We start from the raw sequence: 12,690 nt of genomic DNA, 5'->3' as shown, positions 1-12,690 counted from the left end.
TTGACAGGCGGTGTTGTGAATTTCAGATTTCCTAGTGAGGGTTTCACTGGCTGTGGGGGCGCAAGGTAAAGGTTGTAGTGGCTACAGAGTCAATTGTTGACTGAGTCTCGAGCCCTGAAATCGGCCCTCTGCGACACCCTGACGCAGCGCGCGAGGCCAAAATACTCACCCGATTCATGAGAGGTGAACGGAGACAAGTACTGTTTTTTGGATAATGCCCATGTATTTGTTTCCATGTGTTTCTATATCAAGGTGAGCACTTCGCATCCTAGAGCAAAACAACTTCCATAAACCGTGGATAACGGATTTGTAATCTCTCAGTCACCTTGTCGATAAGTTAAAAACTCTACCGTGATGGAATTCTTGATTTAAAAAGGAAGTCTTCCATTGCCCGGTTTAAGAGAACTGACGGCGCGATCACGCCTGAAAAGAATGGCAAGGGCGGTGACCGCCAGCTGCTTTTTACTGCTGGCGGGCGCGGATCTTGCGCAAGCATCGACACTGACCCTTGAGCAAGCCCTGCAAACAGCATTTGCCGGCAACCCCGAGCTCGCGGCAGCGCAATGGGAAATCGGTATCTCCGAAGGCGACCGCAAGCAGGCCGGGCTTATCCCCAACCCCGAGGTGTCATGGGAGGCGGAAGACACTCGCCGCGATTCACGCACGACCACAGTGATGCTCAGCCAGCTGATCGAACTGGGCGGCAAACGCGGCGCAAGAATCGATGTTGCCAGCCGCGCGCAGGACGCCGCCGGAATCGAGTTGGAGCGCAAGCGCAATGCCCTGCGCGCCGATGTGATTCAAGCGTTCAACAGCGCTCAAACGGCGCAGCAACGCTTGCAGTTGTCCCGTCAATCGCTGCAACTCGCCGAGCACGGTTTGCGCGTGGCCCAAGGGCGGATCGAGGCCGGTAAATCATCGCCGGTCGAGGGCACTCGGGCGCAAGTGCAACTCTCCGAAGTGCGCCTGGAACTGAGCCGCGCGGAACGCGATCAGGCCAATGCGTATCAGCAATTGGCGCAGGTCATGGGCGCACCGTTGCCGACATCGACCGTCGTGCAAGCCATGACGCAAAGCATGCCCGGCGCGCCACCGCCGACCCGATTAATCGAGCGCCTGAATGAAACCCCTGAAATGCGCCTGGCCAAGTTGCAGATCGATCAGCGCGAAGCATCGCTGGCGCTGGAGAAGTCGCAACGCATCCCCGATCTGACGGTGAGCATCGGCAGCCAGTACAGCGAAACGGACCGCGAGCGAGTCAACGTGGTCGGGCTTTCGATGCCGATTCCGCTGTTCAACCGCAACCAGGGCAACGTGCTGGCGGCCGCGCGTCGCAGCGATCAGGCGCGGGATCTGCGTAACGCCACGGAGCTGCGCCTGCGCACGGAAATCCGGACCACCCTCGAGCAATGGCAGACCGCCAATGGCGAACTCAAAGCGTTCAACCAGACAATTTTGCCCGCCGCACAAAGTGCGGTCGACAGCGCCACCCGTGGATTCGAAATGGGCAAGTTCGGCTTTCTCGACGTGCTCGACGCCCAGCGCACGCTGATCAGCGCCCGCAGCCAATACATCCAGGCGGTCAGCGAAGCGACAGACGCCCGGGTACGCATCGAACGTATCTTCGGCGACCTTGCCGCCAGCCCTTGAATTTCATTTTTTTGATTACTGCGCGACGACACGGCGCAGAGGAGTTTGCATGGATAAAAAACTGATCGTTGTCGCGCTGGCGACTATGGCGCTGGGCGTCGGAATCGGCTCGATGTGGCCGGGCAATTCAGCCATCGACGTCCACGCCGATGAAGCGGCGGAACACGCCGATCACGCCGAAGAGGGCGCAGCCGCCGACGGTGGACTTGCTGAAGGCGAAGAGGGACATCTGGCGTTGAGCGCCGAACAGATCGCCGCAGCCGGCATTCAACTGGCGCAGGCGCGGTCGCAGAACATCAGCCTCGGCTTGCCGTTCCCCGGCGAAGTGCGCTTCGACGAGGATCGCACGGCTCACGTGGTGCCGCGCGTTCCTGGTGTTGTCGAGTCGGTATCGGTCAATCTCGGGCAATCCGTGAAGAAGGGTCAGCTGTTGGCTGTGATCACCAGTCAGCAGGTCTCCGATCAGCGCAGCGAACAGGCCGCCGCGCAACGGCGCCTGGCGTTGGCTCGCACCACCTACGAGCGCGAGAAGAAACTGTGGCAGGACAAAATCTCTGCCGAGCAGGATCTGCTTCAGGCGCGCCAAGCGTTGGAAGAAGCTGAAATTGCCCTGACTAACGCCCGGCAAAAAATCAGTGTACTCAGCGGCAGCGTGGTTGCCACCGGCGGTAATCGCTACGAATTGCGCGCGCCGTTCGACGGTGTCGTGGTGGAAAAACACCTGACACCCGGGGAGGTGGTCGATGAAACCACCGCGGCTTTTACGCTTTCGGATCTGTCGCGAGTCTGGGTGACCTTCGGCGTTTCGCCCAAGGAACTGGACAAGGTGCAAGTGGGCAAATCCGTTACCGTCAGCGCTCCGGAATTGAACGCCGAGGTTGCCGGCACCGTGGCCTACGTCGGCAGTCTGCTCGGCGAACAGACCCGCACCGCCACCGTTCGCGTCACGTTGGAAAACCCACAAGGCTCCTGGCGTCCGGGCCTGTTTGTCACTGCACTGGTCGTCACCGACAGCCGACAGGCGAAAGTCGCCGTGCCGGAAACCGCCATCCAGACCATCGAGGACAAACCCACGGTGTTCGTGCGGACCGACGATGGCTTCAAGGCGCAAACGGTGGAGCTGGGAAGCCGCGCGGCAGGTTTGGTGGAAGTCACCCAAGGGTTGGGGCAGGGCGTGCAAGTCGCGGCTGCCGGCAGCTTTGTTCTCAAATCGGAAATGGGCAAAGCCTCGGCCGAGCACGCTCACTAGCGCCTTCCAGTAAAGCCCACCGATCCGCCCCTCGACGAGAAAGTTCTCATGTTCGAACGCCTGATCCAGTTTGCCATCGAGCAGCGCATCATCGTGCTGCTCGCCGTTCTGCTCATGGCCGGCGTCGGTATCGCCAGCTATCAAAAATTGCCGATCGACGCAGTGCCCGACATCACCAACGTCCAGGTGCAAATCAATACCGGCGCGGCCGGGTTCTCGCCGCTGGAAACCGAGCAGCGCATCACCTTCCCGATTGAAACCGCCATGGCCGGTTTACCGGCGTTGGAGCAGACCCGTTCGCTATCGCGTTCGGGGCTGTCGCAGGTCACGGTGATTTTCAAGGACGGTACTGATCTGTTCTTCGCCCGCCAACTGGTCAACGAGCGTTTGCAGATTGCCAGGGAGCAGTTGCCCGAAGGTGCGGAAGCGGTGATGGGGCCGATTTCCACCGGCCTCGGCGAGATTTTTCTGTGGACGGTGGAGGCGCAGGATGGGGCACTCAAGGACGATGGCACGCCCTACACACCGACAGATCTGCGCGTCATTCAGGACTGGATTATCAAGCCGCAGTTGCGCAACGTCCCCGGTGTGGCCGAGATCAACACCATTGGCGGTTTCGCCAAGGAATACCAGATCGCGCCCGACCCGAAACGGCTGGCGGCGTACAAGTTGACCCTGGCTGATCTGGTCAAGGCGCTGGAACGCAACAATGCCAATGTCGGCGCCGGTTACATCGAGCGCAGCGGCGAGCAGTTGCTGATTCGCGCGCCGGGGCAAGTGGCGAGCACGGAGGACATTGCCAACATCGTCATGGCCAATGTCGATGGCACGCCGATCCGGGTCCGCAATGTCGCGACCGTGGACATTGGCCGTGAACTGCGCACCGGTGCTGCCACCGAAAACGGTCGCGAGGTGGTGCTCGGCACGGTGTTCATGTTGATCGGCGAAAACAGCCGTACCGTGTCGCAAGCCGTCGCCAGCAAGCTGGAGCAGATCAACCGCTCCTTGCCCGAAGGCGTGATTGCCGTCCCGGTGTACGACCGCACGCATTTGGTCGACAAAGCCATCGCCACGGTGAAGAAAAACCTGGTCGAAGGCGCGATCCTGGTGATCGCGATCCTGTTCCTGTTCCTGGGCAACATCCGTGCGGCGCTGATTACCGCGATGGTGATTCCGCTGTCGATGCTGTTCACCTTCACCGGGATGTTCAGCAACAAAGTCAGCGCCAACCTGATGAGCCTCGGCGCCCTGGACTTCGGCATCATCGTCGACGGCGCGGTGGTGATCGTCGAAAACACCCTGCGCCGACTGGCCCATGCACAGCAACATCACGGGCGTTTGCTGACGCGATCCGAGCGTTTCCATGAAGTGTTCGCGGCGGCCAGGGAGGCGCGCCGACCGCTGATTTTCGGGCAGTTGATCATCATGGTCGTGTACCTGCCGATCTTCGCCTTGAGCGGCGTCGAAGGGAAAATGTTCCATCCGATGGCGTTCACCGTGGTCATCGCGTTGCTCGGCGCCATGCTGTTGTCGGTGACCTTTGTCCCGGCCGCGATCGCGCTGTTTGTCACCGGCAAGGTCAAGGAAGAAGAGGGCGCGGTCATGCGCGGCGCGCGGCAGGTTTATGCGCCGACACTGGCCTGGGTGATGTCCCATCGCGCCGTGGCGGTGGGTGCGGCACTGGGCGTGATTGTACTCAGCGGCGTGCTGACCAGCCGCATGGGTAGCGAGTTTGTACCGAGTCTCAGCGAAGGCGATTTTGCCCTGCAAGCCTTGCGCGTGCCTGGCACGAGCCTTACGCAATCGGTGGACATGCAGCAGCGTCTGGAAACCCTGATCCTTGCAAAAGTGCCGGAAGTCGAGCGGGTGTTCGCCCGCACCGGCACCGCCGAAATTGCCTCCGATCCGATGCCGCCAAACATCTCCGACAGCTACGTGATGCTCAAGCCAAAAGACCAGTGGCCGGACCCGGGCAAGTCCCGCGAAACCCTGATGGCCGAACTGCAACAAGCTGCCGCGACGCTGCCGGGCAGTAACTATGAGCTGTCGCAACCGATCCAGTTGCGCTTCAACGAACTGATCTCCGGCGTGCGCAGCGACGTGGCGGTGAAGGTATTCGGGGATGACATGGCGGTGCTCAATGCTACGGCGACGAAGATTGCCGCGGCCATGCAGAAGGTAGAGGGGGCATCGGAGGTGAAGGTCGAGCAAACGACCGGGTTGCCAGTGCTGACCATCAACATCGACCGTGACAAGGCCGCGCGTTACGGGCTCAACGCCGGCGATGTGCAAGACACCATCGCGGTGGCGGTCGGTGGGCGACAGGCGGGCACGTTGTACGAAGGTGACCGGCGTTTCGACATGGTGGTGCGTTTGTCCGATGCCATGCGCAAGGACATCGACGGTCTTTCGACGCTGCTGATTCCAGTGCCGGCACCGCTCAACGCTGCTGCCAACCAGATCGGTTTCATCGCGCTCAAGGACGTCGCCAGTCTCGATCTGGTGTTGGGGCCGAATCAGGTCAGCCGCGAAAACGGTAAACGGCTGGTGATAGTCAGCGCCAACGTGCGCGGGCGGGATATCGGTTCGTTCGTCCAGGAAGCAGGTGAGGTGATCGAACGGAATGTGCAGACCCCGGCCGGTTACTGGACCAGTTGGGGCGGGCAATTCGAGCAGTTGCAGTCGGCGGCCAAGCGTTTGCGGATCGTGATACCGGTGGCATTGCTGCTGGTGTTTGGTCTGTTGTTCATGATGTTCAACAACCTCAAGGACGGCTTGCTGGTGTTCACCGGGATTCCTTTCGCGTTGACCGGCGGCGTCATAGCGCTGTGGCTTCGGGACATTCCGCTGTCGATCTCGGCGGGCGTCGGGTTCATCGCGCTGTCCGGGGTGGCGGTACTCAACGGTCTGGTGATGATCGCGTTTATCCGCAACCTGCGCGAGGAGGGGCGCTCACTCTTTGACGCGATCAACGAAGGCGCGCTGACACGACTGCGGCCGGTGTTGATGACGGCGCTGGTGGCGTCCCTGGGCTTCATTCCGATGGCGCTGGCGACTGGCACCGGGGCGGAAGTACAGCGGCCACTGGCCACGGTGGTGATTGGCGGGATTTTGTCTTCGACCATCCTGACGCTGCTGATATTGCCTGCGCTGTATCAGCTGGCGCATCGACGTGAAGAGGAAGTGACACCCGTTGAATAGATATCCCCTGTGGGAGCGAGCTCCCACGGTTTTTTTTATCCCGATCCGAAGAACAGCTCGCACATGACGGATATGTAATTTCGGCGCCACCGTCACGAAAGGTTCGGATTGTTACCTTGATCCCATCAGTTAATCAAACGAGGAATCAAACATGAAACGGGTACAACTGGGTGCGTTCGCGGCGGCATTGATGATGTCTTCTCTGGTGATGGCGGAAGGTGGTGGCGACAGAACCTTCGAAAGAATGATGGCCGCCAATGGCCGTTCGATGGAGCTGTTTGTTGCCAAAGAGCAGGCACGTGATCCCGTCGTAGTGAATGAGGAAAAGGGCGACAGGGCTAACGACCTGTAAGCGTGTCGCACTTGAGCAAGCCCGTCATCGCAGGTCGATGGCGGGCTTTTTTATGGATTTTTTGAAGGAGATGGCTATGAAAGCAAGTCAGTTGATTGCGTTTCTCGGGGTGACGACGATGTCGATGAATGTGCTGGCGGAAGGTGGCGGGGACAGGACATTCGAGAAAATGTTCAGTGCAAACGCTCAAGCCATGGAGCAGTACGCGGCCAACCTGGGCAAACCGGCGCCGGTGGTGGAAGACTATCGATACGGCATGACCCTGGATGTGGTGAAAGTCGTGAGCGTTGTGCGACCTGCGAAGGGGTGTACCGTGGTTCCGGCTGCGATGACTTTTGAAGATTCCCGGGGGCAACTCAAGACACTCAGGTATCTGGAGGCGGGGGAGTGTCGTAAACAGGGTGGATGACATCCTGTTCGATGCAGGTGCACATTGTTTATTTCAGGAAAAAAGCCCGGATGATTTCGCGGCCGACGATTATCGTCGTTTCAGCCCGCGCTTCCAGGGCGAAAACTTCGCGAAAAACCTGCTGCTGGTGCAACAGGTACAAGCGCTGGCGGCAGAAAAAGGCGTGACGGCGGGCCAACTGGCGCTGGCGTGGGTGCTGGCCCAGGGTGACTACCTGATTCCGATTCCGGGTACCAAGCAACGTAAATACCTGGAAGAAAACGTGGCCGCACTGGAGGTGACGCTGAGTGGCGAAGAACTGCACGCGCTGGAAGCGATCTTTGCGGCCAATGCCACCGCAGGCCTGCGTTTCCGGAAGAAGTCATGAAACTGCTTGACCGCTAAGGGTTGCCGGCCCGTTCGATGAACCGGGCGGACCGTTCAACACCGCGTCAGGCCTTGGCCGGCAGACCATTTCCCGATCGCAAAAGCAAGATCAAAAGATCGCAGCCTTCGGCAGCTCCTACAGGGGAGCGCGTACACCACCATACAACGAGGTCGAGCGTTAGCTCGCCTCGCGGTGCTGTTGCGGTGCACGCCCCTCGAGAGGCCGAGCGCAGGTTCTGCGCAGTGGGCAAAAGCGTTTGGTTACTTGGCGCTTTTCCAAGTAACCCGCTGTAAAAGCGGAACCATAGGAGGCCGTTACCGCAGAAATGAATATGTACACCACCAATAAAATACTCCAGCCAGGAGGCCGCCATCGCCAGCAAGCCGTCTCCTACAGGTATCGGTGTTCCCCGGAATTGCGTGAAGAACCAAAAAAAGGCGTCCCGAAGGACGCCAAAAGATTCACCTTTTACCAAAGGAGCAAGGAGCTTCTAAAGGTGAATAGGGGCAGTGCCAGGTTAGAGAACGGCCAACGGATACTCGACAATCAGCCGGACTTCATCCAGGTCCGATTCGAACGCTGTGGCGCGGGTAGTGGCCTGGCGCAGGCGCAGCGACAGATCTTTCAGCGAGCCGGTCTGCACCACGTATTTGACTTCGATGTCGCGCTCCCAACGTTTCTGATCGGTCAAAGGGTTGCCATCGGCATCGCGGCGCATGTACACCGAGTTGGCGTTGGAATAGTCGGCTTCGCTGCCACGGGCGTAACGGGTCATGAACGACAGGCCCGGAACGCCGTAGGTGGTCATGTCGAGGTCGTAGCGCGCCATCCAGGAGCGCTCCTTGGGCGCGTTGAAATCGCTGTACTGGATGGAGTTGTCGAGGAAGATCGAATCGGACTGACGCAGATAATCGAAGTCGTCGTTGCCGTTGTTTTGCTGGTGCGACAGCGCAATGGAGTGCGCTCCCAGTTTTACACCCACCCGACCGCTCCAGATATTGTTGTCGAACTCGCCGAGTAGTTGTTTCCCTTCGTCTACCGCCTTGTAATAGTTCAGACCACCAAACAGCGACAGGTCGTCCGTCAGCGGGTAAGTCCAGGCGGTACCTGCGTAGTACTGATTCCAGACATCCTTGAGGCGGCTGGAGTACAGGCTGAAGCTGAGGTTTTTGTTCAGTTCATAGTCGCCGCCAAAGTAGGCGATCCAGGGTGAATTGACCGGGCCGCCATAGAAGGTTTCGAAATTCTCGTTCATGTCGCTGGAAACCGGCTGGCTCATCGCGTGCAGGCGTCCGCCCTGTACCGTCAACCCGTCGATACTGCTGTTGGTCGCGGTGATGCCCTGGAAGCTTTCGGGCAACAGCCTGGAATCTCCCGCTGCGACGACCGGGGTGGATGGGAACACATCGCCGACTTTTATCTCCGTGTCGAAGGCGCGCACTTTGGCGGCGCCACCGATCTTGGTGTATTCGCCCTGCGCCTCGCCGTCACTATTGACTGGCAGCATGTCGAAGGAGCTTCGGCCACCGTTGCGACCGTCGCCGGTATCGAGTTTCACGCCGATCATCGCAAATGCATCGACGCCCACCCCGACGGTGCCTTGGGTGTACCCGGATTCGAATTTGCTGATGATCGCGTGCGCCCAGGTTTCGGAGTATCCATTGCCGGTGGGGCTGGACTGGCCTTTGCGGTAATCACGATTGAAGTAGAAATTGCGGTTGAGCACCGTCAGGCTGCTGCCCTCGATAAAGCCCTCGGCCTTATCTTGCGCAAACACCATGGACGGTCCGGAGGCGACCGCCACCGCTAAAGCGGCCATCGACATTTTTATATTGTTAACCATTTATCACTCCTGGGGTTCGGCAGAACGGGAACGTGCGTCGGCGTGGGTTTTATTGTTCGACGGAGAAGGCCCGCCGGCATGGTCGCCGAGTGACATCGTTGCAAGCTGCGGATAACGCCAAGGTGATGGGGGAATTACAATTTCGTCATGTGGGCAGGCGGACTCAGTAAGGCAAGGCAAAATCCCCCAAACGCAAAAACGGCACCCGAAGGTGCCGTCTTTTGGTGGTATCTCTTGATCCAGGCAAAGCTCAAGAGATCGAGTCCTCCGGGCAGACTGTTCGGCTACCGCTGATTCAGTCTCGGGCAACACGCTTGAGCGCATATCGCACAGCCTTGAGCATGGAGGGGGCGAACGCGTTGTGCCCGGCATACAGCAGCCGGCAATCAAGATTCAAACGCTGTCGTAGCCAGCGCACACTGGCCATGCCGAAGGCGTCCCTGACTCCCTGCATCAGCAAAGTGTTTCTATCCAGGGTCAACTCTTCGTTGGCTGGTGTGAAGCAGTATTGCTGCATGTGGTAATGCAGCTCCAGGCGTATGGCGCGAATGGCTTCGTCGTCGACGAAATCCTCAAGGGTGTTCCGGCCAATGGATTGTCCTGTCTGTTGCAAAAGGGCTTGTAACCATTGAATGGCCGCGTGGCGCTGCTGTAGCGGACAGCCCTCGCAGAGTATCCGGAAGATGTCGCGTAGGGAATGGCTTGCATGGCAGCCAGTGAGTGTCGACAGTCCGTGGTTAAGCATTTGTTCGTAGGCACTGACATTATCGGCGAAAGGCACGAAAACCGAGACCAGTGTGGTTTTCAGCAGGGTGTCGCGATAGCGCTGCTGGTACTGAATTGCCAGCCAGCTGCCCCAGGAAACCCCCAGCAGACTGATTTTTTCGAAGTCCAGATGCTGACGTAACCCATCGATGTCTTCTACTGACAGTCCGCAGGTGTTATCGCGGAGCTCGCCATGGGGGAGGGAGCGTCCACACCCGCGTTGATCGAAGAGAACGACGTCGAAGCACTCCAGGTCGAAAAACTCAAGGTGTTCATGCCGGCAGCGACCGCCTGGGCCGCCGTGGAGGAAAAATACCGGTTCGGCTCCCGGTGTTCCGTGACGCTCCCAATACAGTTGATGGCCGTCGCCGGTTGGGTAGTATCCGTTTGTTTGGAGCGTGCCGGTCATGAAGTCGGGACCAGCAAGCGATAGAACTGGAACAGTTCTGCCTGGCCGGAGCGTGCCGCCACGCTGGACAACAAATGCAGGTGGTACTGCTGGGCCAGCCAGGGTACAGGAATCAGAACAGGGGTATGACCGAAGATCAGGAGGTTGCCGCCGGGCTTTACGCAGTGCACCAGGGAGCGGAAAGCGGTGTGAGCGTCGCTGCGGGTCAGAACTTCGGCATTAAGAAATCGAAGGATAAGGACGTCGCATTGAATGCCGGAAATGGCGGCGTCGCTGGAGTCGAGCAGGCGAAATTCGACTGGCGATGTCACGTGGCGGTTTTTTGCATACGCAATCATCGAGGCCGAGCGATCGGATGCCAGAAAGCGATAGTCGGTGAGTTCCCGGGCCAGATGGGATATGAACTCGCCGGTGGAGCAGGCCGGGTCATAAATTACTTGCCCCTTCATTGGCATTGTCTTGAGCAGCTGGACGCAATGGTCGCGAAAATGCGCTTCGTCTGCGTTCAGTTGTGTGGCGAGGACCTCGTTGCACTGCCAGAACTCGTCAGGACAGACCGCTTCCTGATTCGAGTCGTCACATAACGGAAACGGGAAGTTAACCTCGCTATCAGATAGCGCCAGTGCGGTGTCGAAGGCCTTGGTTTTTTCAGCCAGGGTCGCTGTTCGAAAGTAAATTGATACACCTTCGTTACTCCACTGCCACTGGACGAGAGGCCCAAGCAACATGAAAGGGGTGAGCACACTGCTCAGGTGCAACCGCTGGTGTGCGTCACGTTGCAGGGTCTTTCGGCCAACCCAGTCACGACCTTTCACTCGTAGAAAAAATAGATGATTCAGGCTGGCGCCCGCAGGCTCGACGTAGCAACCCATGGTACCGGATTGGATGACGTGCCTGGCCAGGCCTTGAGCCAATGCCACCTCTCGGTCGGGAGTAACCACCGTTGGAGTATTCATGCGCATGTCGCCTGCCGGTTTTTTTCCAGGCGTCGACCCCGGGACTGGGGGATAACAACATTGCCGCTGGAAACAATGAAAAAGCGCTCCAGACCGGGAATGACTACGTTGACCAGTGTGGTGCCCAAAGCTGTTTGATGAAGAGTAGTTACACCTAATGTCCGTCCGTGACGTTGCAGGTCTTGCAGCAACTGGTCGATTTGCTCGGTCAATGGTCGTTCATCCCACGCGTCGGGCAGCACCACGCTATGTTGGGGAGACAGTAGCGACGGGGTATGGAACTGCGAGCAGCGCAACAGACGGGGAAAGCGCTGTAAATGTCGCTGTGCATTGATCAGGTGTTGCCGATATTGCGACTGCGACTGCGACACGGCGTGATGCAGTTGTACCAGTTCGGTCAGCGCACGCCAGGCACCATGCCGTGGGTCAAGGGAACAACCCGTACCGTACAGGCTGATGTGGGTGTCTGGCGTTGCTGGGAAAGCCAGGAATGTTCGTGCCTGGAATTCATTGCTGATTTCCAGCAACACGATTTCTGCGCCAATCTCCCTTTCGGCATCGGTCCACAAACGGCCGAGGATATCGCTTTGACGCAGGCGTGCAACCCGTCGCAGAGGTGGATGATTTTCATAATAAAAGTGGTTCAGCAAAAATAAAGAAACGGCATCCCGTTCAATGCATTCGTTGGTGGCATGGAGTAATGCTTCGTTGTAACTCGCTCCGATCGCCGTACCACTGTTACTTGAATATCGGCGCAGGGCACAATAGTTGGCATTGTCCTGTTCAAATGCCCGCTCTGGATAACCTGGCAGAGTCAGTGCTATCGGGTAGTGAAAGTGAGTGTCTTGCAAGGGGCATTTATAAGTTCGGCAAGCGATCCAGGTGTCTTTTTGGTCGCAAACAAGCTGCAGTACTGAGTCATCGTTAAAAAGCTTTGTTTCCGTAAAGTATTGCGCAGTTGCAAAGTGAATGTCTTTAGCGCTCAGATCTTCCGTCCAATAGTGCTCGAGGGCTTCATAGAGTGCGCCGATCCGAGCCTGGTCCGGATAGCCTTTGCCGGCGCCACAGATTGGTTCATGCGTGTTGCTGCCGAGACTGGCCAACACCGAGACAACTTTACGTCCTAGTGTGCGGATGCTGGGTTCGAGCCCCAAAAAGCGCAGTTCGGCGAGAATGCGCTTTTGTGCCTCGTCCGCTGACAGTTCCCGTTCGGCAATCCTTGTCCTGTCCATTGTTTTTCCTCGTGGGAACGGGGGAACCTGTCCCCCGTTCGTATTGTTACTCGACGTCTTGTTCTACAAGTTCCGCCAATTCAGCTTCGGTCAATTGCAATGCTTCGATCTGCTCAGGCGTAGGTGTTTCCTGTTGCTCGATATCCGTGATTTTGTTGGCATTCCAGCCGCTGACCATATAACCCATTGGGAAGTTTCCTTTGATTAGAAATGGAGTGTGCTGTTTTCAGCACGAGTCGAATCTATAATCAAAGGGG

10 protein-coding genes and 1 pseudogene are annotated in these 12,690 nt (G+C 58.2%); 6 read left to right on the top strand and 5 right to left on the bottom strand.

Translation table 11 applies throughout. From position 1 onward, the window contains the following. The first annotated feature begins 387 nt into the window (after positions 1-387). From ACM6G4_RS02210 to ACM6G4_RS02185, 6 genes and pseudogenes are all read left to right on the top strand, one after another. Complete coding sequence (locus tag ACM6G4_RS02210) at positions 388-1,650, top strand: TolC family protein (RefSeq protein WP_414912941.1); 1,263 nt, start codon at positions 388-390, stop codon at positions 1,648-1,650. Positions 1,651-1,699: 49 nt separating this feature from the next. Next, positions 1,700-2,899, top strand: coding sequence for an efflux RND transporter periplasmic adaptor subunit (locus tag ACM6G4_RS02205; protein ID WP_414912940.1), 1,200 nt, complete (start codon positions 1,700-1,702; stop codon positions 2,897-2,899). A 48-nt stretch (positions 2,900-2,947) separates the two neighbouring features. After that, positions 2,948-6,100 (top strand): efflux RND transporter permease subunit, encoded by a 3,153-nt coding sequence (locus ACM6G4_RS02200; RefSeq protein WP_223542412.1) that lies wholly within the window; start codon positions 2,948-2,950, stop codon positions 6,098-6,100. A gap of 151 nt (positions 6,101-6,251) precedes the next feature. Continuing rightward, on the top strand, positions 6,252-6,452 hold the full coding sequence (locus tag ACM6G4_RS02195) for a co-regulatory protein PtrA N-terminal domain-containing protein (protein WP_409078845.1): 201 nt from the start codon (positions 6,252-6,254) through the stop codon (positions 6,450-6,452). Positions 6,453-6,528: 76 nt separating this feature from the next. Beyond that, entirely contained in the window at positions 6,529-6,861 is a 333-nt protein-coding gene (locus tag ACM6G4_RS02190; protein ID WP_409078844.1) for a DUF2790 domain-containing protein, read from the top strand. A gap of 40 nt (positions 6,862-6,901) precedes the next feature. Beyond that, a pseudogene (locus ACM6G4_RS02185) lies at positions 6,902-7,245 on the top strand (aldo/keto reductase); the annotation flags it as partial. A gap of 500 nt (positions 7,246-7,745) precedes the next feature. Here ACM6G4_RS02185 and ACM6G4_RS02180 read toward each other — a convergent pair. The 5 genes from ACM6G4_RS02180 to ACM6G4_RS02160 form a co-directional block, all read right to left on the bottom strand. Beyond that, on the bottom strand, positions 7,746-9,071 hold the full coding sequence (locus tag ACM6G4_RS02180) for an OprD family porin (protein ID WP_414912939.1): 1,326 nt from the start codon (positions 9,069-9,071) through the stop codon (positions 7,746-7,748). A 295-nt stretch (positions 9,072-9,366) separates the two neighbouring features. Next, the gene (locus ACM6G4_RS02175) at positions 9,367-10,245 is read right to left on the bottom strand and encodes an alpha/beta fold hydrolase (RefSeq protein WP_414912938.1); all 879 of its coding nucleotides are present in this window, start codon (positions 10,243-10,245) and stop codon (positions 9,367-9,369) included. Further along, entirely contained in the window at positions 10,242-11,201 is a 960-nt protein-coding gene (locus ACM6G4_RS02170; protein ID WP_414912937.1) for a class I SAM-dependent methyltransferase, read from the bottom strand. Before ACM6G4_RS02170 ends, ACM6G4_RS02175 begins: the two co-directional genes overlap by 4 nt. After that, positions 11,198-12,433, bottom strand: coding sequence for a YcaO-like family protein (locus tag ACM6G4_RS02165; protein WP_414912936.1), 1,236 nt, complete (start codon positions 12,431-12,433; stop codon positions 11,198-11,200). Before ACM6G4_RS02165 ends, ACM6G4_RS02170 begins: the two co-directional genes overlap by 4 nt. Positions 12,434-12,479: 46 nt before the next feature. Beyond that, complete coding sequence (locus tag ACM6G4_RS02160) at positions 12,480-12,620, bottom strand: hypothetical protein (protein ID WP_177336466.1); 141 nt, start codon at positions 12,618-12,620, stop codon at positions 12,480-12,482. Positions 12,621-12,690 lie beyond the last annotated feature (70 nt).

This window comes from Pseudomonas sp. IT-P258, from assembly GCF_949767825.1.
GTDB lineage: Bacteria > Pseudomonadota > Gammaproteobacteria > Pseudomonadales > Pseudomonadaceae > Aquipseudomonas > Aquipseudomonas monachiensis.
The sequence above is the reverse complement of the archived record's forward strand: the minus strand, read 5'-3'. Positions and strand labels throughout refer to the sequence as shown.

Bases quoted from the DNA above. Each gene is read 5' to 3' on its own strand.
- ACM6G4_RS02205 (WP_414912940.1), top strand. From the start codon at position 1,700: ATGGATAAAAAACTGATCGTTGTCGCGCTGGCGACTATGGCGCTGGGC.
- ACM6G4_RS02200 (WP_223542412.1), top strand. From the start codon at position 2,948: ATGTTCGAACGCCTGATCCAGTTTGCCATCGAGCAGCGCATCATCGTG.
- ACM6G4_RS02195 (WP_409078845.1), top strand. From the start codon at position 6,252: ATGAAACGGGTACAACTGGGTGCGTTCGCGGCGGCATTGATGATGTCT.
- ACM6G4_RS02190 (WP_409078844.1), top strand. From the start codon at position 6,529: ATGAAAGCAAGTCAGTTGATTGCGTTTCTCGGGGTGACGACGATGTCG.
- ACM6G4_RS02180 (WP_414912939.1), bottom strand. From the start codon at position 9,071: ATGGTTAACAATATAAAAATGTCGATGGCCGCTTTAGCGGTGGCGGTC.
- ACM6G4_RS02175 (WP_414912938.1), bottom strand. From the start codon at position 10,245: ATGACCGGCACGCTCCAAACAAACGGATACTACCCAACCGGCGACGGC.
- ACM6G4_RS02170 (WP_414912937.1), bottom strand. From the start codon at position 11,201: ATGAATACTCCAACGGTGGTTACTCCCGACCGAGAGGTGGCATTGGCT.
- ACM6G4_RS02165 (WP_414912936.1), bottom strand. From the start codon at position 12,433: ATGGACAGGACAAGGATTGCCGAACGGGAACTGTCAGCGGACGAGGCA.
- ACM6G4_RS02160 (WP_177336466.1), bottom strand. From the start codon at position 12,620: ATGGGTTATATGGTCAGCGGCTGGAATGCCAACAAAATCACGGATATC.